Below are 22943 nucleotides of genomic sequence, written 5' to 3' on the forward strand. Positions count from 1 at the left end.
CTGGCGTTCTCCTCCCGCAGATTGGATGGTAGCAGATGGCAGGCTGGCATAGGCCCTCCTTGCCGGTGACAAGTCTTAGACCCGCCAAGTGCACTGCCTAATGAAAGGCGGGGTAAGAAGATGGTAGTGACGCCTTCCGCAGCGCCCCACAAGTGCAACTTCTCAGGATTGTCGGTGAATCAAAGGCAAATCAATTGGGAGACTGCCGGTCGCGCTGATGGAACAACGCCTCCCAGCGCGGCAAATGTTCCTCAACGCCGCATTCGCGCAAATATGCTGTGTCCATGGGCACGCTCAGACGCGGCGTTTCATGCGCGCGCGAAGCCCCCACAATGGCTTGGGCCACATGGAGGCCCGTAAGCGCATTCAATCCACGATTGGCCGAACTGGAGGGACGGTATTGGAAGCCAATGGCTTCGGTAATTTGCACCGGCAATCCCCATAATCCCATTAAATAGGCGCCCACTTCTGCATGGGTGATTCCCAGGGCTTTTTGTTCGATTTCGGGCAGGGGTTGTTGGGATTTGCCAGCTTCGGCAAGCAATTCTGAATAGGTGTCGCGCAAGGAAGTGGCCAGAACAAGGCAGCCCACCCCGCGGAGCAGCCCGGCAGTGAAGGCCGCTTCCTGTTCGGGGGTATCTGCGGAGTCCACGGCCAGGAGATTCCGGGCCAGTGTGCCCACCACCAGGCTTTCGTAATAAAGTTTGTGGGCATCCAAGCCAGGATAGTCTTTGATGTCAAAACAGGAGAATACTTTCATGGACAGGGCCAGGGCGCGCACCGTGCCCACGCCCAGGAGCTGTACAGCCTCGGTCACGTCGCGCACGGGCTGGGAGAAACCGAAAAACGCTGAATTGACCAGTTGCAGGAGGCGCGCGGTCATGCCGGCATCCCGGCAAACAAAAGACGCAATTTGCTCGGGAGTGGAATAGGGCGTTTGCAGTTCATCCAAGACACGGAAAAGCAACTCCGGCAAGGAGGGCAGGGAGCGGATTTTACCGGCGATTTCCTTAATCCAGGGCTCATGAATGTGCTCCTGCAAATCAAAGATGCGAGCCAGCGTATTTTGTAGGGTCTTGACATTGCAGGGTTTGCTTAACCATTGGTGCACGGACCCAATGCTCTGCAGCACCCGCTCCTGCTCGGTGTAGCCCGTCAGCACCACCCGGGCCGTGGCAGGGTGATGCTCTTGTAATTCCGCCAATAACTGGGAACCGCTCATTTCCGGCATGCGCATGTCCGTAACAACGATATCAAAAGCGCGTTCGCGCATCATTTCCAAGGCCTTGGGCCCACTTTCCGCAATCTCCACCTCCCAATCCGGAGCGGCGCGCCGCAGGGCGGTCTGGTAAACATTTAGCACCATGCGCTCATCATCCACCAGGAGCACACGTTTTTTATGATTTGGCTGAGCCATAAAATGTCCACTTAGGGCAAGAAATAAATCCCGCCATGAAATGGCATCGGCACTTTGCGTAAATACTTGAATTACCAAGATATATAACATTTTAATACAACTGGGCGCCTTTTATTTCCTCGGCTTATGTGCAGGATGACGGGCCAGTGACGTTTCCGAACAGGATTTTCCCTACCTGTGAACCCCAGCACGCGCACAGCATTGCCAAACTGAAAGGGGTCTGGATGGTTTGCCTAGGCCCCTAAAATCGCCAGCGGTGGGAGGGGGAAATTAAAACAAAAGACATGAAAACGGCACAAAGGCAGGCATTTGGCAACTAAACTGCTGAATAAAGACTTTAATCAAGACGTCCTTACAAAGTCAGTGACATGAACTTGTTAAAGTTGTAAGCGTCTCTTAAAGAACAACATAAGTATATTATGAAAGGTTTTTGGAGCCGTTGGGCAGGCTGGGGATGCCTGCTTGGGCTAGTTCTTTTTGCGTCAAATTTGCGCGCAGCAGGAGGACTTTACTTTAACGGCATTGATACCTATGTGGATTTCGGTGCCGCTTTGCCCAGTTTGGGTTTGTCCAATTTCACTTTGGAGGTTTGGTTTCGGTGGGATGGAGGGGGGCAGGCAGCGAGCAGCGGCTCAGGAGGCGTATCGGCCATTCCCTTGATTGCCAAAGGCCGGGGGGAAGCCGATGGAGATAACCGAGATTGTAATTATTTCTTTGGAATACAACCGGACCAACGGGTGCTTGCTGCGGACTTTGAGAATTATTCCAACGGCGGCAACAACCCGATTTTAGGGGTGACCACGATTACCACTGGTGTTTGGCATCATGCCGCAGTGACTTATGATGGCACACAATGGGCCTTGTATTTGAATGGACGACTGGAGCGCACGCTGGCAGCAGGGCAAGTGCCTCGTTATGACAGCATTCAATGGGCGTCTCTGGGGTCAGCATTGACCTCAGCGGGGGTGCCTTCGGGCTATTTTCAAGGAGTGTTGGACGAGGCCCGCATTTGGAATTACGCACGCCCCGCCGCCACGATATCCAATGAGATGACCCTGACTATTTCCACGGCCCCGGGGTTGGCAGGCCGTTGGGCATTGGACGATGGTGCAGGAAACGTGGCGCAAGACTCATCGGGAAATAGCCTTATCGGTCAGATTCGGGGGGCAGTTGTCTGGAGCGATGGCTATCCCTTTGTGGAGCCGGCTACGGCCTGGGTGGCTTACAATGACCACTACCCCGGGCCTACCACGCATTCCAATGCCACGGCTTGGAATGTGTTTGATACTTTTAATGGCGCCCCGGGTAATCGAGGCAATTTGAAGAACATCGAGACGGGAGCCAACACCCCGGTGGTGCTTACCATAACCAATTTGAATGTCAGTCCCGGCACCGCGGCGGGCGCTCCGCTGCCAGGGACGCCTGCGTATGAAGTTTTCAACGGCTTTGTGGATTTCGGCAGCGCCGATAATTATCACTCCATATTGCTTGCTCCCAACGCAGTGGTGGCGCATGTGTTCACGGGTTTGAATCCGCAGCGACGTTATAATTTTCATGGCACGGCCGTTCGCGGCAATTCGTCCTATACCACCCGTTATTCTTTGTTTGAACTGAGCGGCGCCAACTCATTTACTCCGGCTCACACCTCGAATGCCCTGACATCAGCCCACTTGCCCGGGCAATTAGGGGCCAATCAAGTGGCCATCAACACGGGCTTTAACACCTCGGGAGATATGTGTGTGTGGTTAAACATTGATCCGGGGCCGGATGGCAGCATTACCATTTTTTCGCGAAAATACACGGGCGCCCTGCCTGGCGGACAGCAGGCGGACACCGTCAACAGTTCTTACGCGTTGACGGCAATAAGGCTTGAGGAGGTGGGCGCGGGATTGACGGTGGCCATCACCAACCCTGTGGACGGGGCCGAGTTTGAGGCGCCGTTGCATCTGCGGATTGATGCTTCGGTGAGTGGCAGAGCCACCAATGTGGTGTTTTTTGTCAATAATTGGCGTTTGGGAGAGGATGCCGCCGCCCCTTATTCACTGACATGGAGCAATGCCATCACCGGCACCAACGCATTGTGGGTGGTGGCGTCAGATACGCGGGGGAATGCCTATACCTCGTCCGTGGTAAGCGTTGTAGTGCGTCCGCAGCCCACCAATGCCGTGCCACCAGCGATTGCCCAAATCATGCCTCCTCCCGGGGCATCGTTGGGGAGCCTGTCCAATGTAACCGTGACCTTCACCGAGCCGGTGATTAGGGTGGATGCGGGGGATTTGCTGGCCAACCAGACGCCTGCCTTGAGTGTCGTAGGGGGGCCGACTCAATACACCTTTACCTTTGCCCCCATGCCCCCGGGAACGGTGAATCTGGAATGGGCGGTGAATCATGAAATTCGCGATGTCGGCACACCCACTTACGCTTTTAATGGACAACCCACCTGGTCATACACCCTGATGGATGTCACGCCGCCGGTCATTGTGAGCCGCACACCAGTTCCCGGCGCTTGGGCCACCAATCTCATTTCCGCTACGGTGTTGTTCAGTGAAGTAGTGAACGGGGTGGATGTTTCAGATTTGCTGGTGAATGGACAGCCAGCCTTCCGTTTGACCGGCGGGGGCACTACTTACACCTTTTGGTTTGAGATGCCGCCCGTTTTGACCTTGGCTCAATTGACCTGGGCTGAAGGCCATGGCATTACCGACTTGGGAGGGAATCCATTGGCTGCCAGTTCCGTGACCGAACCATGGGGCATCGTGCACGGCTTGCCGTTGGAAGAGTTGGTGGCCTCGAATGCGGTTTATCGGTTTTTCCGCGGGTACACCGAGGCGTCCACGCCCATTCAGGCATGGCGCTCTTTGAATTTCGATGACAGTTCATGGGAGAGCGGGCCGGCGCCGTTTTATTATGAAAACCAACCCGGTTCTGCCACTGCCTATACCGGGAACACCGCCCTATTGGACATGTATGGGGCGTACACCTGTGTCTTTCTCCGGCGCGTTTTCCAGGTGCCCAATCCTTCCGTCGTGGCCATGGCTTTTGCGCGAGGACGGGCTGACGATGGTTATGTGCTTTATTTGAACGGCGTGGACATTGGCCGGCATAACATGCCGGCGGGAGACCTAAGCATTACCACTCGTCCCTCAGGTGGGGCGGTGGCGGAACCGCCCACGAATAATTATTTTGTCATTTCCAGCAATTTGATACTGGCTGGCTCCAATGTCCTTGCGGTGCAGGCGTTTAACGACCAGGTGACCAGCAGTGATTTTCTCATTGATTTGGAATTGGTGGGCTATATTAACAATCCAGCCACGCAACCGCCCCGGATAATCTCGCTGACCCCGCCTCCTGGAGAAGTGTTTGAGTTGACCAATCTTTGGGTGCGTTTTTCGCGACCGGTCACCGGCCTTATTGCCGGTGATTTGCTCATCAATGGCGTGCCTGCCTCCGGGGTGCGAGGGAGCAATGACATATATGAGTTTAGTTTTGCCCGGCCCGCTTTTGGACCAGTGGTGGTGACGTGGCGGACGACGCACCAAATTCGGGATTTTGCCACGCCGCCCAATCCTATGATTCCGGCGGTGGCCTACAATTATTCCCTGGTTAACCCCAATGCGCCAATCATCGTGAATCAAACCCCCCCCGCCGGGGCGACTGTGGACAACGAATTAACACGGGTGGAGGTGTTATTTAGCCGTCCGGTGACGGGGGTGGATGCCGCAGATTTGCTGGTCAATGGAGTGCCTGCCAGCGGTGTCACCGGAAGTGGGGACCGGTATGTATTCACTTTCGCTTCGCCGGCCTATGGCACGGTTGGCATAGGATGGGCAACGAATCATGGCATACGTTCAGCGGACAATCCCGCCGATACCTTTGATGGATTGCGTGCCGGCAATCGCTGGCAATATACCCTCGTAGATCGCTTGCCGCCGGTGATTGTGTCGCTGACACCTCCCGCAGGGGCTACGGTCAGCAATCTAACCCAGGTGACCATTCAGTTCAGCGAGCCGGTGCAAGGGGTGGATGCCGGTGATTTATTGGTCAATGGTGTGGGGGCGGCTTCCGTGACGGGCACGGGCGCCGTTTTTACGTTCACCTTTGCCCCGCAGAACGGCACCTTGTTGCAATTTACCTGGCTTGCCACGCATGGCATTCGGGACCTGGCCGTTCCACCGAATGCCTTTAACGCCAATGCTCCGGGTGCCACCTGGAATTATTATTCGGTGGATCAAACGCCGCCAGTGGTGGCGCATGTCAGTCCCTTTAGTGGTGCCACCCTTTGCGATTTGAGTACGGTGGAGGTCACTTTCAGCGAGCCGGTCCAGGGAGTGACTCCAGATGATTTGCGGTTGAATGGCGTGCCGGCGGTGACGGTTCGCGGTGCTGGTACCGGGCCTTATCGTTTTTCATTTAACCCACCACCAGCGGGGCCAGTGGCGGTGACCTGGAGTTCCAATCATGGCATAGCTGACATGGCCAATCCGTCCAATCGCTTTGGCGGCCAGGGATGGAACTATCAATATCAGCCACAGGTTTCTTTTGAGGGCCAGGTGGTCATCAATGAAATCATGTACCATCCCGGCTCGGAAAATTCGGCGGAAGAATTCATTGAAATCTATAATGCCACCAGCCAGGCCATTTCATTGGCGGGGTGGCGTTTTACGCGGGGGGTGGATTTTGTATTTACCAACGAAGTCTTGCCAGCCAGGGGTTATTTGGTGGTGGCGGCTGATCTCAATGCTTTCCGTGCCAAGTACCCCGGAATCACCAATGTGGCGGGCGATTGGACGGGCCGTCTAAGCAATAACGGCGAGGAAATCTTGTTACGCGATGCCTGTGGCAATGTGGTGGACAGTGTTATTTACAGTCCCGACGGCGAGTGGGGGATTCGCCAGCGGGGGCCTAATGATCAAGGCTATTATGGATGGGAATGGTTTGCAGCCCATGATGGCTGGAAGGTCAACACGTACACCGGCCAGACGGAGGGGAATCGCTCATTAGAATTAGTGAATCCGGCCCTGCCTCGCCAGTTTGGCCAGAACTGGCAGGCCAGCCAACTACAGGGTGGCACGCCAGGGGCGCCCAATTCCGTGGCACGCACCAACACTGCTCCGGTCATCACCGGAGTTCGACACGACCCGGCTGTGCCCAAACCAGCCGATTCGGTCGTAGTGCTGGCCAGGGTTGCCGATGAACAACCGCAAACCATGCAGGTGATAGTTTATTATCGCGACCATACCACAACCAGTCCCGGGGCCTGGAATGCAGCGCTAATGTATGACGATGGTTTGCACCGGGATGGCGCTGCCGGAGATGGCCTCTTCGCCACCGATTTACCGCCGCAACCCAATGGCACGATCATTGAGTATTATGTGCAGGCGTTGGACGACCTATATCAAATCCGCACCTGGCCGGCGCCTGCGCGGCAGTTGAGCGGAAGCACTCCAGAATTCGCTCAAACCGCCAATGCCCTTTATCAGGTGGATGATAATCTGGCCCCGGCAGGCACGGCGCAAGCGGAGCAACCTTTCCTCCGCCTAATCATGACTGGAAGCGAGCGTCAGGAATTCGCCAATCTCAGCGCCAACGCCTATAACAGCGACGCAGAAATGAACGCCACCTTCATCACGTGGGATGCGGGTGGCTGGGAGGTGCGGCATAATGTGGGTGTGCGCATCCGGGGGGCGGGGTCAAGAAGCCGACCGGTTAAAAATTGGCGGGTCAATCTTCCGGCGGACCGGCGATGGAAAGGCCTGACCGAAATTAACCTGAATGCGCAGCACATTGACCTGCAATTGATTGGCTCAGTGTTGTCATCGCTGGTGGAACTGCCCGCAGCGCAAGGGTATCCCGTGCAGGTGCGTTTGAATGGCGTCAATCTCGCCCGCAGTGCGCCACCAGATACCTCCCGCAGCGATGGTTATGGCACGTATCTTTTGCTGACGCCCTTGAATGGTGAATGGGCTGAAAACCTGCTGCCGCATAACAGCGGAGGCAACGTTTATCGCGGCTCGCGGTATCCGTGGACGGCCAACCTGGATTATCGGGGCACCAATTACCAGACCTACATCAATCTGGGTTATTCCAAGGCTTCCAATACCAGTGAGAATGACTGGACAGATTTGTTTGCATTGACGGCGGCATTGAATAACGCGACGCCGGACGATGCCCTCTACGCGGTCGGCGTGCGCAGCAACGCCAACGTGCAGATATTCATGCGCTACTTCGCGCTATGCAATTTTGTCAACTACAATGAGAGTTCGATGTGCAATGGCGTGGGGGATGACTACGCCATGTATCGCGGGGTGGCCGATCCTCGCTTTATTTTGCTGCCCCATGACTACGACACGATTCTGGGACTGGGCGACAACGACCGCATGCCGGACCCGACGGTCAGCATCTGGCGGATGGTGGATTCTCCGCGCAGCACGGATCCCAGCATGCGGGCCAATTATCTGCAGCGGTTCATGCGGCATCCGGAATTCGCTGCAATCTATTTGCGCGAACAACAAAGTTTGGTTGACGGAGTGATGCGCCCGGAAATCTTTAACACCCTGGTGCGCCAATGGCTGGGTGGGTGGGCTGACCCGGGGCGCATCGCTCAAATGACCAACTTTGTGGCCCAACGCCGGGCCTATGTGCAAAGTCAAATTCCCACGAATAACACGCTGAATATCAGCCTGAGCACAAGTCAGGGGTATTACTACACTTCTTCAGCCAACGTCACCTTGAACGGTTTGGCCAACTCGCTGCGGGTGACTTCCGTGCGAATCAACGGCAACCCTGCCAGCTATACGGTATGGAATGGGCAGTGGAGCGGGACTACGACTTTGTCACCCGGGCTTAATCAGGTGACAGTACAATGGCTGGATGCCAACCAGGGAGAAGTACTGCGCACCAACGTCATGGTTTGGTATGATAACGGCACTACGCGCAATGTATCCGGCACGCTTGCCGCGAACACCTTGTGGAGTGCGGCGCAGGGACCCTATCGGGTGACGTCGGATGTCACGGTGCCGGAGGGGCTGACCTTGACGATTCAGCCGGGTACGACGGTCTATTTTGACAGCGGCGCACGCCTGATTGTTAACGGCCGGATTCTGGCTGAAGGCACCGATTACCAGCGCATCATCTTCACCCGCCAGCCCGGCTCCTCTGCTACTTGGGGCGGCATTCGCATCAATGGCAATGCCGCCTCGCCCGAATGTCGCCTTGCTTATGCCCACTTTGAGCATTACGGAACAGCGGCGATCACGGCCAACGGGGCGACCGTCTTGCTGGATCACCTTACTTTTGGCACGACCAACCAGCGTTATTTGAACCTGGATAACGGCTGTTCATTCGTTGTGAGTTATTGTGTATTTCCGGCGCCTTCGGCCGCCATTGAACCGGTGCACGGCACGGGCGGCATCAAACCCGGTGGCCGCGGATTGTTCTACCGCAATTATTTCGGGGCCGTGAATGGCTATAATGACACCGTGGATTTCACCGGCGGCAATCGGCCTGGCCCGATTTTGGAGTTCATCGAAAATGTGTTCATGGGCAGTGGGGATGATTTGTTGGATTTGGACGGCACCGATGCGCATGTGGAGGGCAATATCTTTTTGCACACGCATCGCAATGGTTCGCCCGACACTGCCAGCGCGATTAGCGGTGGGCGTGATGGCGCGAACACCTCCGAGATTACCATCGTGCGCAACATCTTCTACGACTGTGACCACGTGGCTCTGGCCAAGGAAGGAAACTACTACTGGTTGCAAAACAACACCGTGGTGCGGCTCACCCGCCAGGGCGGGGTAGATACCGCGTCGGCGGTCATTTGCATGGCAGACGAAGGTACAGCCGAAGGCGCAGGCGCATACCTGGAAGGGAACATCATTCAGGAGGTGGAGGCCCTGGTACGCAACCAAACCTCTTCAGTAGTTGTCTATACCAACAACCTTCTGCCCCTGCCATGGTCAGGTCCGGGGGGCAGCAATCTGGTGGCGGCGCCCAGCTTCAAGCGCATTCCCAATCTCTCGGAAACCTACTTTGCCTCATGGGAGCAGGCTCAGATGATGTGGGATTGGTTCAGCCTCGCGGCCGATTCACCAGCACGCGGACGTGGCGTGTTTGGCATGGATTTAGGGGCACGCATACCGGCAGGGCCGGTATTGCAGCCACTACCAGCCGAGGTCGGGCAGCGCGATTTGAATATTGGAGTGGCCGGGGCGGGATTGTCAGGTTACCGCTACCGTTTGGATGGGGATAATTTTACCGCCAACATTTTCCCCATGGACCAACCTATTGCGTTACGCAATCTGCTGGACGGCCTGCACACTTTGGAGGTCATGGCGCAAGACAGCGCCGGGATTTGGCGGACGCAGCAAATAGCGTCGCTCAATTTTACTGTGAACCTGGCAGCCGTGCCGGTGGTTCTCAGTGAGATTTTGTCCGCCAATCGGCAAGCCTTTGTTTGGCATGGCAGCACTCCTGACGTCATTGAGCTTTATAATCCATCGCCGGCGCCGGTAAATCTGGGCGGTTGCCGGTTGACCGATGATCCAGCAAATCCTGATAAATACACCTTCCCGGCAGGGACGACGATACCGGCGGGAGGTTACCTGCTGGTTTTTGCGGATGATCGTTTCAACGTGCCCGGGTTACACACGGGTTTTGCGCTCGATCAGAACGGCGAGGGGGTTTATTTGTTCGACGCCCATTCCCGCGGGGGACGCCTGCTGGACGCCGTTGAATTTGGTTTCCAAATTCCTGATTTGAGCATAGCCCGGCTCCCGGATGGCCAGTGGAATCTGGCCCAACCTACCTTGGGGTTGGCCAACCGTGGCGTTATATTGGGAGATGCGATGGCTTTGCGGGTCAATGAATGGATGGCCCGGCCGTTGCAAGGGCCCGACTTTATCGAAATTTACAATCCCACCCCCTTGCCTGTAGCGTTGGGTGGGCTGTATTTGACAGATAATTTGGTGGGTTGGCCGGACCGCCACCGGATTCGGCCGCTAAGCTTTATTGCCCCTTATGGATTCGCGGTGTACGAAGCGGACAGTCAGGTGGCAGCCGGGCCGTGGCACTTGAATTTCTCGCTCAGCGGCGAGCAGGGGATGGTCGCCCTGGTCAACCAACAGTTACAGGTGATAGATGCGGTGGCTTATGGGCCGCAACTTGTCGGTCAATCTCAAGGGCGTTCTCCCAATGGAGCAGCCAACATTATACGTCTGTCCACGGCCACGCCCGGTTCTGGCAATCCATTGGATATTGCGCCGCAAATTCAAACGCTGACCCTGGTGAACTTTACCAACTTTTGGCGCTATGAGGAATCAGGCACGGACTTGGGCACGGCGTGGCGCGAAGTGGGTTACGATGATTCCTCCTGGCCCACTGGTCGGGCCTTGCTGGCGGGAGCCACCACCGGCACTTTGCCGGAGTACGGCGGCGTGCCGGTAAATACACCGCTGAGCATTGTAACTGACAAACGGACCTTCTATTTCCGCACCACTTTTGTGTTGCCCACCAACGTGATGGTGACGGGATTGCAAATCCGGCACGTGTTGGACGATGGCGCCGTGTTTTATGTCAACGGCCAGGAGGTAACGCGTTATAACATGCCAACGGGTGAGATAAACTACCTCACCTTTTCCGCCTCCTCAATCAGCACCGCCAGTCTATTGGGCCCCTCGGAATTTCCCATGACGGGTTTGCGGCCGGGGACCAATGTGCTGGCGGTGGAAGTGCATCAGTCTTCCTCCACCAGTTCTGACCTGGTCATGGGCATGGAATTGGTGGCCCTGTTGCAAACCAATCAGGCTGGTGGGCCCGCGTTGGTGTTAAACGAGGTCATGGCCGACAACCTCAGTTATACCAATCGTGATGGCTCGGTCACGGACTGGATTGAACTGCGGAATCTATCAGCGCAAACCATGGATTTGTCAGGCATGAGTTTGACCGATGACCCGGCCAATCCCCAGCGTTGGGTCTTTCCGCCGGGGGTAAGTTTGCCGCCGCTGGGCTATTTGGTGGTGCTGTGCGATAATAACCGGCCGGCTTCCACGAATGCAGACCTGATTCTAAATACGGGATTTGGTCTGTCAGCGGCGGGTGACGGGGTTTATCTTTACGACCGCCCGCAAAACGGCGGGGCCTTGCTGCAGTCTGTGGTGTTTGGCTTGCAGGCCATGGACTTTGCTTTGGGACGAGTGCCGGATGGTTCTGGAGTGTGGCAACTGACGCTGCCCACCCCCGGCAGCGCCAATATTCCTGCCGTCCTAGGTTCACCAACCTCATTACGTATTAATGAATGGATGCCGCGGCCAGCTTCGGGAGATGACTGGTTTGAGATTTATAATGCAGGGGCTCAACCAGTTGAATTGAGCGGCATGTATTTGACCGACAACCTCGGTAATCCCACCAAACACCCATTGCCGCCGCTCTCATTTATTGGCGCCCAGGCATCAGGCTATCGCGTCTTGTACGCGGACAATAATACCTCAGCCGGAGCCAATCATGTGAATTTCCGTCTGGATAATACGCGTGAGGCCATCGGATTGGCTGGTACCAATGGGGTGTTATTGGATGCGATTACCTACGAATATCCAGAGTCCGGTGTCTCCGAAGGCCGATTCCCGGATGGAGCCTCGGTGACGGTGCGGTTCTCGGATTCCGCTTCGCCCGGCGATGCCAATTATCGCCGCTTGACCAATGTGGTCATCAGCGAGGTTCTGGCCAACTCCAACGAGAACTTTGAAGATGCCATTGAGTTGCAAAACATCAGCGGCGAGCCGGTGGACATCAGCGGCTGGTGGCTCAGCGACAGCCGGAATCATTTAATGAAATTCCGCATCCCGAACGGGACCGTCCTGCCGCCGGGTGGTTTTGCGGTGTTCTACGAGTATCAATTTAACGCCAATCCTGACGATGAAAGCAGTTTTGCCGTGTCCTCGTGGGGTGAGGATATTTATTTGTCTGCGGGCAATAGCAATGGTTTGACGGGATGGCGCACTTCGGTGGATTTCGGACCGTCAGCAGCCAACAGCTCCATGGCCCGTTATATTCTGAGTACAGGCGAAAAGGAATTTGTGTCCGCCTCGGCGAGGACTTTTGGCCGGGACAACCCGGCCTCGGTACAGGAATTCCGGCAAGGGAATGGCGCGTCGAATGCGCCACCGTTGGTGGGACCTCTGGCTATAACGCAGATTATGTTCCAGCCGCCCTTGTTGGGGACCAATGATAACACGCGTGATGAATACATTGAGATTCGGAATATCACCACGCAATCACAACCTTTGTTTGATCCCTTGCGTCCTACGAATACCTGGCGTTTGCGCAACGGGGTGGACTTTGATTTTCCGGCAGTGACACTGCCGCCGCAAGGGGTGCTGCTGGTGGTGGGATTTGATCCCATTAATGATCCGCAAACTCTGGCGGCTTTCAGGGCCGTGTACAATCTGGGGCCGGGCGTGGTGGTTTTAGGCCCCTGGTCCGGCAAGCTGGCCAATGACGGCGAGACGATTGAACTTAAACGCCCCGGCGAACCGGATACTAACGGAGTGCCCTATTATATGGTGGAAAGAATCCGTTACTCCGACCGCGCCCCCTGGCCTTTGATACCAGCCGGGAGCGGGCTGGCTTTGCATCGTTTGAATTTCACAGGTTACGGCAATGAGCCTACCAACTGGATGGCCGCGGCGCCGGCGCCGGCTTATTTACCTTTGACGGATACCGACGGCGATGGCCTGCCGGATGAATGGGAGCGCCGCTTTGGTTTGAACCCAGAGAACCCGATTGATGCCTTGCAAGATGTGGACGGCGACGGCATGACGAACTTGCAGGAGTACCTGGCTGGCACCAACCCGAACGACCGCGCCAGTGTGCTCCGGTTGGAACAGCCGGCCCGAGATGAGGCGAGCGGGGGATTCGTCCTGCAATTTACCGCCGTTGCCGAGCGCAGCTACACCATTCAGCAGCGCAATTCCTTGGGCCAGGGAAGTTGGCAGAAATATATGGATATTGCTCCAGCCGCCACCAATCGCCCAGTGCGCGTCATTTTACCCAATGGCGGCGGACAGCAGTATTATCGCCTAATCACGCCCATGCAGCCGTAAGCCTCGGCAGGCATGGTCTGATATGAGGATTCAGCAAGGCACAAATGGCAGGCAAATACTTGCGGCTCCTCCAAGGGGCAGGGGCAGGATTTGGGATTAGGGAAAGCTGGGTAGATCATGACCCCGGTGGAGGGGTGGAGGCAAGTCGGGATGGTGGGGTTGGGAGAGGTTGAGGGGGAGCCAGTGGATTAGGGCCCCGGCGAGGGCTGGGGCCTTGGCGTTGAGGATTTGGAGTGGGCTTTGCCATTCTTTGCCGCGGTTGGGGCGGACGAGGTTGAAGTACAGCCAGTAGGTGGTGATTTTGGCCCAAAAGTCTTGGGGGCTGGAGAAGGTTTCGCGGTCGAAGAATTCGTCTTCGACCAGGCGGTGGACGGTTTCGACGTCGCTTTGCCAGGTGTAGCGTTTGGGAGGGATGAAGCGGTGGTCGGAGCCGAGGGCGCGGACGGTGGCGGGGAGGCCTTGGTGGTGTTGGTTGACTTGGAATTCACTGCCGTTGTCGGTTTGCCAGACCAGGGTGGTGAGGTTGACGCCGTGGGCGGCGAGGTGGGCGGAGAGTTGTGTGGCCAGGAGGGTGGCGTAGGATTTGGAGAGTTCGTCGGCGTAGCCGGTGAAGCAGGCGCCGGAGACTGGTTCGCGGACGGTGTATTGGAAGCGGGGAGGTGGAGGCGGTTCATTTGGGGCCAGTAATGGGGAATGTCCTGTAAATACTTGGTATCGGCGGAGAGTTGGGAGAAGAGTGGCCAGTTCCGTTTGAGGGCGCGGAGGAGTTTTTTGGTGGCGGGTTTCTTTTTGCGTGGGCGGAGGAGATGGTGTTGGCGGAGGACGCGGGCGATGGCGTTGTGGCTGCAGGGGAGGGCGATTCGCGCTGGAGGCGTTCGGCGCCGAAGCCGGTTTGGTGGCGGAGTTTGACGATTTGGCCTTCGAGGCCGGAGGGGATACGGCGGGGGGAGCGTCGTGGGCGGCGGCTGTGTTCTTGGAGGGAGGAGGGCTTGCCGGGCACGTGGCGTCGGAGCCATTTACGGACGGTGTTGCGGGAACAGCCGAACTCGCGGACGGCGGCTTTGATGCCGTGGGTTTTGGCGAAGGCGACGAGTTTTTGTCGCAACCAATGGCGGTGGGTGCGCATACGGTACAATTCAAAGTAGGTGGTGTGCACGCCGGGAGGATAGCAGATGGGGCGCGCCGCTGCTGCACCTCCTCCGGAGGAGGTGCAGCAGCTCATCCTTGCGGCGTGCACTCAACACGTTGATCTTAACCACGGGGGGGTCATGATCTACCCAGTCTTTCCCAGCAGGATTTGGGATTGGATTGGACCACAGTTTTGTTAAAAGAATGACATGGTACCTGTAATTTGCATCCCTGGCCTGTTTCTTTTACTGATAGGGTGGATGGTCCTGCCACTGGCTGCTCAATCCCAGGAAAGAACCAATGTTTCTGCTTTGATCAATCTAGCCGGCCAGCATCCGGCGTTGACGGCCGACGAGGCGGGCTTTGAGGAAGTCGTCTTCGTCAAGCGCAAGCCCTATTCCTCCGACCATTATTACACAGACATCAATAATGGCACTGCACCTGACCGTTTCGTGCCGGAAAATGGAATTTACATTTTTAATTTGCGCACACGACAGGTGCGCCCAGTGGTCACCGCGGCCCAAATGCCGGGAGGGCGTGGTTTAATTGGTAAAATCAGTCTATCGTTTGATGCTCGCCGGGTGGTATTCGACTTTCGTGAAAATCCAGCCGCGGGCTTCCGTATTTGGGAGGTGGCTATTGATGGAAGCGGTCTTCGTCAAATTTCCCATCCACCTCCCGATGAGGCCCAAAAGGCGGCTCGTTGGGCGCCGGGATGGCATACCGACGACATTCACCCTTCCTACCTGGCTGATGGCCGAATCATATTTTCCTCCACGCGCAATGAGCACACGATTCTGTGCGGAGGCAGCTCCCATCTGGTGGCACCCGGCCTGCATCGCATGAATCCCGACGGCTCCCATGTCGAGCAACTCACCCGCAGCCCGGTCAGCGAATTTTGCCCCTTGTTAATGGCGGATGGGCGCGTGATGTATCATCGCTGGGAGTATATTGACAAGGGGGCACGGGTGGCCAAGACCATCTGGTCCATGAACCCCGATGGCGGGCGGGTCCAGGAGTTGTTTGGATTGGCGGAGGATACCACCACTGTTTATATGTACCCCCAGCCCCTCCCGGGTGAGGGTCACCAGTTTGTGTGTGTGGGAACCTGTCACTTTCCGCAGGGAGGCTGCGTAGGCTCCATCATGCTGGTGGATTACGGGCGGGGGGTGCGCGTCCGTGGCCCCGACCCCGACCAGGCGGAATATCAGCAATGGGATGAGCGCTTCCCCGTGGTGAATTTAACGCCGCATGTATTTGTGCAGCGCCGCACCGAGCCAGGCTGGTATTTTCGTCTGGCCAATGGCAAATACGTGCATGACCGGACTGGTCAGAGTGGGCATTTGTATGGGAATCCGTATCCCATTAATCGCCGCCAATTTCTGATTTCGTTCAAGTATAATCCAGCGCATCATTACCAAAATGTGCCCAACGCTTACGCGCTCTATGCCTTGGACGTCGAGGGTCGGCATCGGGAAGTGTACACCGATGCGCAATTATCATGCTGGCATCCCATTCCTTTGCGTCCGCAAACGGTGCCGCCTGTCATTCATACCTGGCGCGACACCGCGTACGCGGCCCAGACCCAGGCCGTGTGCCTGGTGGCGAATATATACCAGGGCATGGAGGGGGTGGCGCCCGGCACGGTGAAGTGGTTGCGCATTAACGAAGCATTGCCCCGATACTGGTCCACCGGCCGCCGGTGGAGTCCTTCTTTGAGCAGTTCGGAATGGAAGGCGGCCTTATGGCCCAGGGTACAATGGGGCGTGGTGCCAGTGGAACGCGATGGCTCGGCGCATTTTGTGGTGCCAGCCCATCGCAGCATCTTTTTGCAGGCGCTGGATGCGGATTTCCGGGAAATTCAACGTGAACGCACCTACGTGCATTACACGCCGGGGGAAGTGCGTTCCTGTACCGGCTGCCACGGGCAGGGACATCACACACCGGTGACAGCAGCGGCCCCTGTGCCCTTGGCGGCGTTGCGTCCTCCAAGTGTGCCGCAGCCGCAGCCGTGCGACCTGGTGGAAAATGGCGGCAACGGACAGGCTGGCCAGGTCATTCATTACCCCACCGATATTCAACCTATATGGGACAAGAAATGCGTGTCCTGCCATGGCGCCCAGTCACCGGCTGGCGGTTTGCGGCTCACCGGTGAGCCAACCTTGTTTTACAACACCTCTTATGAGGAGTTGGCGCGCAAGGAATTGGCAGGGCCGCTAATTTCCGAGTTTCTGTCGTTTAACAAGGGTGATCAGGGCAATTACAACGGCGCTTACCTGCCGCCCAAGCGGTTGGGCAGTCATGCCAGTGTTTTGGTGGCCATCCTGACGCAGCAGAATCATCCCAAGAACGCCAAGGATGACCATACGCAAATGTTGACGCCCATGGAGCTGATGGTTGTTTGTCGCTGGGTGGACAGCAATTACCAGTTTTATGGCTCCTATTTTGGCCGGCACCACGTGCGCTGGCGGGAAGCCGACCCCAAAAAACCGGAATATGATCCCGCCGACTTCCGACGCAAGGCTACTTTTGAGGAAGCGATTGGCTTTTTAGCTCCCGACTGGCATCGCTAGTCTCCATTAACGGAAGAGCCGTGGCGCCAGCTCAGCCAGGTAGGTGCGCCAGACCGGCCAGGTATGGCCGCCCTCGGTCAACACCCAATCGTGGCGGATGCCTTGCGATTCCAACATGGAAACAAAATCTTGATTGAGTTTGATGAGAAAATCGCTGCGGCCACAAGCAATCCACAGCAATTTCAACCGGCGATTGGTAACCTCTGGTTTCTCCAGAGCGCTTTTGATGGCCTCGCGCGAAGGAGTGGCCGAACTGAAACCTCCCACCCACCCGAAAATATCCAGGTGATTCAAACCAATCATCAGGGCCTGGCCGCCTCCCATGCTGAGACCCACCAAAGCGCGACTGGCCGCTTCCTTGCGCACGCGGTAATTAGCTTCCACGAACGGCACAACCTCCTCCAATAAATCCCGCTCAAACATAACTGTGTTGTTCGTCAAACCGCCGCTCATGGAAATGGCTGCGTGTCCGTCCATCATCACGATGAGCATGGGTTTGGCGCGTTTTTGGGCGATTAGATTGTCGAGAATCCAATGGGCTTTGCCATGGACGGTCCAGGTGGCGTGATTGTCTCCCATCCCATGTTGAAGGTACAACACTGGGTATTTGGTACGGCTTTGATCGTAATCCGGCGGGGTGTACACCACCAACTCGCGCTGGCGTCCCAAAGGCCTGGAAAAATACGTATGGTGCCGGACAGTGCCATGCGGCACTGGTTGAAAATCGAATACTTGCGGCGGATTGCCGGGAAGATGAAGGATGCTCGTGCGCGGCTCGCGCATGGGTTTAATGGAGGGGTTGCCCGGGTCAATCATTGTCAGTCCATCCACCGAAAAGCTGTACTCGTAAATGCCCGGCTCCAACGGGCCAACGGTGACGCTCCAAACTCCATTGCTGCCCCGTTGCATGGCCGCCCGGCCATTGGCCCATTGCCCGCTGACGGAGACTTCGGTGGCACGAGGCGCGGCAAGGCGAAACGTTACAGTCCGGTCCGGTTGTATCTCGGGTGACCGCACCGCCATGGGAAAACGTCGCGGTGGTGGATTGGTGGCGGCGGGTTCGGCGGCCAACCCTCCGGCGAGGGAAACCATAAGCAGCCCCATGACCGACAAGCATTGATAGAGGGAAGTTTTGCCCATAGTGCAGTATGGAATGGTTGTTGGTTTTCGTGCCATAAAAATGCCCGTGTGGGTTATCTTCCAAGACACGGACAGTGTCGAAATGGTTACAGTCAAATGACCTGCTTGCGCACGCAGCAGTTTGTTCTACGCAGGCCCATTCTCAGAATGATGGGCAAAGGACGTTTATTCCGACGGTTTTGTGCTGGAAGAACCGGCTGGGGAGGAAGGCGGTGCCTGGATAGCGTATAGATGAGTCTGGCTGCCGATGTAAAGCACGCCGTTGGCCACAATGGGTGTCGAGTAGATGGGGGCTTGCAGGTTGGTTTCGTGAAGCACTTTTTTCTCACGGGCCGCCGCCATGATGATGAAGTCGCCGTCTTCATCCCCCAAATACACCTTGCCATCCGCCACCAAGGTTGAACCCCATACATGGGCTTTCATGTCATGCTTCCAGACCGGCTTGCCGGTGGCCGATTCCAAACAGTAGAGAAAACCGGAAAAGTCGGCGATAAACAACAGGCCGGTGCCGGGATCAATGGAAACGGTGGACAAGCTGCGCTGGATTTCCTTGAAGTCCCAGGCGAGTTTGCCGGTCTGGGCATCCACACAAATGAGCCTCCCCACGCCCTCGCCGTTTTCGGGATCCTGGCCCGTGGCCACATACACTCGGCCGTTGTGAAAAACAGGCGTGGCGCAAAACTCGCTGGGACCTTCCGGATCGGGATATTTAACGGGTTGGCCATCACGCTCCTTGTATTCCGGCAGATTACCATCCACCGCCCATAATTTGTTCAACCGGTAACCTGGATTGTCTTTTACCGGCCGAGCGTCAAAGCCGTAGAGGAAGCCGTCTCCCGCCGCAAAGAAAACCTGCCATTGGCCCGCCACCAGCCCAGCGGAAGGCGAGCTCCACTGACTATGATAGAGACGGTAGCCAATTCCCTCGCGATCCTCGGCCACAAGGCGGCCGGTACGCTTGTCCAGCACGATTAAACTGGGAGATTTGGGGGATACGACGAAAAGCTTGTTCCAGTCTTTGGCATTGGAGGTGCATACGTAAAGGTAGTCGCCCAGGAGCAAGACGGAGCAATTGGCTGCGTTATGAGGAAACACTCCCAGCTCGTCCCGCATGTCATATACCCACACAATGTCAGCATCCTGTGGCCCGGGCATGACCGGCGGCCGGCCAGGCCCCACGAAGTATTGGGCTTCATTGGTGAAAGGGCCGGTGTTGCCGGCGTGCAGCCCCTCGGTGGTCAGGCACATCACCTCGCAACGGGTGGTCACGAGGTAAATGCGGTTGCTTTCCACGCTTGGCGAAGACAGCAGACCCAACCCTTCCCAATCGCTGACTTTGCCCGCCTCCAACTTAGGAATGATTAATTGCCACAGGAAGGCCCCGGTCTTTTCCTCCAAAGCCAGCAATACGCTGCGGTCTCCTTGGTGTGCTGGGTTGCGTGGAAATTCATTATTGGTGCCCACAAAAATTTTACCGCCGGCAACCACTGGATTGCCATAAGCCTGGCTGCCCAGGCGCACCACCCAGCGCACGTTTTTGGTGGTGGTCATGTCCACTTCCTCACTGCCCGGCTTGAATTTTCCGGGGTCAAAGGTGGCAGGAAGGTTCTTGGCGGGGGAGTACATATTGCGGCCCGGCTGGGGGCCTCCCCAAGCAGGCCAGTCCTGCGCCAGTGGTTTGGGACCACAGGCGGCCAGCCAGACCAGTGCAATAATCAGCCATCCGTGGATGCGCTTCATAAGACTAAAGTAGCAGCCCCTTGGAGGCATGCTCAACGATTATCCAGCGCCAGGTTCTCATCCCTCCTTGCTTGGGAAAAGGTTGCTGGACTATTAATATCACCTTGAGGAAACACGATAACCCTCTTCTGTGTTACGATGCCCCGCAATAGGGATATTTGACAGGACTGGTGAGGTCTTTTAGGTTTCCCACGCGATGTTGCATGGAAAAAAACTCGGGATTCTGATTTCGACCCACCCCAACCAGCCTGGTTTTCATCATGGTTTGGGTGTGGCAGAAGCCGCGTTGGCTGAAGGAGTGGATGTCTATTTGTATTGCATTGACGACGCTGTCAAGGGCGTGGGCGATGCCCGGCTGCAAGCGCTGAAACAAAAGGGGGTCAAGTTGTATGCTTGCGCCTACGGTGCGCAACGAAGAAACCTCCCTTTGAGTGATTTGGCCATTTTTGCCGGGCTGACGGTGGTTAGCGATTTGATGGCCGGCACAGACCGTTTTATCAGTTTCAATTAATCCCATGAAACCCAGCGCTTTGTTTATCATTCGTGGCGACCCGCGGGTAAGCCATCGCCCTGCCGAGGCGATTCGCATTGCGGCCGGGGTGGGTACATGGAAGAAAACTGACATCACAGTATATTTGCACGGCCCGGCGGTCCTGGCCTTGAGTGAATTTGTGGATGAACTCGTGGATGAGGACAACTACACGCGCTATCTGCCCATCCTGGGGGAATTTGGGCGACCCATTTATGTTCAGGCAGGAGAACCTTGCCTGGAAGCGATTGAACCAGCCACGTTACCTTACGAGGCGATTGATGAGCACCGGCTGGCGGAACTGGCAGCAGCCCATTCCAACGTAATTTATTTTTGACGACTCCTATGCGCAAAGTGCTCCACCTTTTAACTCACCCTGGCGATGAGTGGCCTGAGCAGATGATTGCCTTGGAAAAAGCCCTGCCGGACACCCAACACGAGGTGGTGGACTTGCGGGGGCCAAACCCTGATTACCGGTCAGCAGTGCAAAAAATCTTTGCGGCAGACTCGGTGCAGGTGTGGTAAGGGCCGCCGGGCATGAATCAAGTACCGATATCGGCCATGGGGGTGCCTTGGCAGTGGGGTCGTGGTAATGGCAGGCCTCCGGCGCCTTTTTGGAAACTGTTGGAGGTTAATCTGGTTCAGGGATGGCGAAGACTGGCGGCGATTGGCCGGCAATCCAAACTGCTCACGACCCTCATTCTGGGATTTGTGGCGGGATACCTGGGCCTGGCATTCTGGCTTTTTTATCGCGGCCTGAAATTTGCCAATCAATTTCCCGGGTTGGGGGCCTTGTTGGTGGAGCGGTTGTGGTATCTTCTCTTCGCTTTTCTCTTTATTTTGCTTTTGTTCAGCAATCTGGTCATCAGTTACACCAATTTATTTAAAAACCGCGAGACCTCATTTCTTCTGACCCTGCCGCTGACGCCTCAACAAATATTCCAATGGAAATTCGTGGAATCGGTGACATTGGCATCCTGGGCTTTTGTGTTTCTCGTGGCGCCGATGGTGGCGGCTTTCGGCATCACACGGGGTGTGGCCTGGCACTTCTACCCGGCCTCGGTGTTGATGATGGCCCTGCTGATTGTCCTGCCGGGAATTGCCGGCGCCTGGCTGGCAATTGGCCTGGCGCAATATCTGGAACGCCGCACTTTTCAACTGCTTATCATGGGCGGCGCAGTCGTTTTGCTCACCGCGGCTTATTTTTACCTCAAGCCCGAGCCTTTGCCTCAGGAGGCTTCTGACAGCCGTGTGCTGGTGGTATTGGACCGGATGTTGTCACGCACCCGTTTTGCAGAGTTGTTTTTCCTGCCCAGTTACTGGATTTCCAACGGGGTGTTGAACTGGGCGGATGGAGCACTGGCAGCGTCTTTGTTTTTTGCGCTGGTTTTGCTCAGTCATGTCTTGTTTTGGACGCTGTTGACCTTCGCCCAGGTGGGGCGTCCGCTCTATAATGCCGCCAGTGCCGTGCAAAGCCGGGGAAGTGTGTTTGGACAATGGCAGTGGTTTAGAAAATGGTCGCGCCGCCGGTATCAACTGCATTGGCACGCCGGCTTTTTGGAGCGATTTTTCAGCTTTTGGCGTTTCTTGCCGGCTGATGTCCGCGCGATGGTGGTCAAGGATTTGCGCATGTTCTGGCGAGATACCACGCAATGGGGGCAAACCATCATGTTATTTGGCCTGCTCGGGGTGTACGTGGTGAACTTGCGCCATTTCACCAGCCAGTTAAGCAACCCGTTTTGGGTGCATTTGGTTTCTTATCTGAATCTGGGAGCCTGTGCCCTCAATCTGGCCACGCTGACCACCCGCTTCGTTTTTCCGCAATTTTCCTTGGAGGGCAAACGCATGTGGATTGTAGGTATGGCCCCCATGGGCTTGCTGAAGGTGCTTCAGGTCAAGTTTTGGATGGCGGCCATAGGGTCATGGGGGTTGACACTGGGATTGATGGCATTGTCATGTCACATGTTGAATTTACCATGGGAACGCACCCTGCACTTTTATGGCATCGTGACCATTATGACGTTTGTCCTCAACAGTCTGGCGGTCGGATTGGGGGCCCTCTTTCCTAATTTCAAGGAAGATCATCCGGGCAAAATCGTGAATGGCTTTGGCGGCACGTTGTGTCTGGTGTTGAGCTTTGTGTATATCTTGTTGTCGGTGGTGCTGCTGGCGGCGGGTTCTCCGTGGGCGCCGGCCAACATGAGTGTTGCCTGGTTGCAGGGGTGGAGTTGGGCTGGCTTTACTGTAATTTCCGTTCTTCTGGGCTGGCTGCCCTTGGGGCTGGCCCGCAAACGACTGCTCACCTTTGAACTCTAATG

10 protein-coding genes are annotated in these 22943 nt (G+C 56.3%); 6 read left to right on the forward strand and 4 right to left on the reverse strand.

Annotated features, from left to right (window positions below):
* Positions 1-190: 190 nt before the first annotated feature.
* Positions 191-1417: a response regulator gene (locus NXS98_RS04345; RefSeq protein WP_283847249.1), complete on the reverse strand. Its 1227-nt coding sequence runs from the start codon at positions 1415-1417 to the stop codon at positions 191-193.
* A 488-nt stretch (positions 1418-1905) separates the two neighbouring features.
* Between NXS98_RS04345 and NXS98_RS04350 the strand changes: the two genes are divergently transcribed.
* Positions 1906-13515 (forward strand): lamin tail domain-containing protein, encoded by an 11610-nt coding sequence (locus tag NXS98_RS04350; RefSeq protein WP_283847251.1) that lies wholly within the window; start codon positions 1906-1908, stop codon positions 13513-13515.
* Positions 13516-13611: 96 nt separating this feature from the next.
* On the opposite strand, the gene NXS98_RS17995 is transcribed toward NXS98_RS04350, so the two are convergent.
* On the reverse strand, positions 13612-14655 hold the full coding sequence (locus NXS98_RS17995) for a hypothetical protein (RefSeq protein WP_283847252.1): 1044 nt from the start codon (positions 14653-14655) through the stop codon (positions 13612-13614).
* 299 nt (positions 14656-14954) lie between these two features.
* On the opposite strand from NXS98_RS17995, the gene NXS98_RS04360 reads away from it, so the two are divergent.
* Positions 14955-17216, forward strand: coding sequence for an HzsA-related protein (locus tag NXS98_RS04360; RefSeq protein WP_283847253.1), 2262 nt, complete (start codon positions 14955-14957; stop codon positions 17214-17216).
* 6 nt (positions 17217-17222) lie between these two features.
* Here the strand turns inward: NXS98_RS04360 and NXS98_RS04365 are convergent, their stop codons facing one another.
* Together NXS98_RS04365 and NXS98_RS04370 are read right to left on the reverse strand one after the other, a co-directional pair.
* Entirely contained in the window at positions 17223-18356 is a 1134-nt protein-coding gene (locus tag NXS98_RS04365; RefSeq protein WP_283847254.1) for an esterase, read from the reverse strand.
* 165 nt (positions 18357-18521) lie between these two features.
* On the reverse strand, positions 18522-20096 hold the full coding sequence (locus NXS98_RS04370) for a BamB-related PQQ repeat family beta-propellar protein (RefSeq protein WP_283847255.1): 1575 nt from the start codon (positions 20094-20096) through the stop codon (positions 18522-18524).
* Between the two features lie 196 nt (positions 20097-20292).
* Here NXS98_RS04370 and NXS98_RS04375 point away from each other — a divergent pair, with 196 nt between their 5' ends.
* Genes NXS98_RS04375 through NXS98_RS04390 form a run of 4 tightly spaced genes read left to right on the forward strand, consistent with a single transcriptional unit; the run spans position 20293 to position 22941 of the window.
* Positions 20293-20607: a DsrE family protein gene (locus NXS98_RS04375; RefSeq protein ID WP_283847256.1), complete on the forward strand. Its 315-nt coding sequence runs from the start codon at positions 20293-20295 to the stop codon at positions 20605-20607.
* Between the two features lie 4 nt (positions 20608-20611).
* Complete coding sequence (locus NXS98_RS04380; RefSeq protein WP_283847257.1) at positions 20612-20962, forward strand: hypothetical protein; 351 nt, start codon at positions 20612-20614, stop codon at positions 20960-20962.
* Between the two features lie 8 nt (positions 20963-20970).
* Complete coding sequence (locus tag NXS98_RS04385; protein WP_283847258.1) at positions 20971-21150, forward strand: hypothetical protein; 180 nt, start codon at positions 20971-20973, stop codon at positions 21148-21150.
* Between the two features lie 12 nt (positions 21151-21162).
* Positions 21163-22941: a putative ABC transporter permease subunit gene (locus NXS98_RS04390; protein ID WP_283847259.1), complete on the forward strand. Its 1779-nt coding sequence runs from the start codon at positions 21163-21165 to the stop codon at positions 22939-22941.
* Positions 22942-22943 lie beyond the last annotated feature (2 nt).

Origin of the sequence: Fontisphaera persica (assembly GCF_024832785.1) — a bacterium.
GTDB classification, from domain to species: Bacteria; Verrucomicrobiota; Verrucomicrobiia; order Limisphaerales; family Fontisphaeraceae; genus Fontisphaera; species Fontisphaera persica.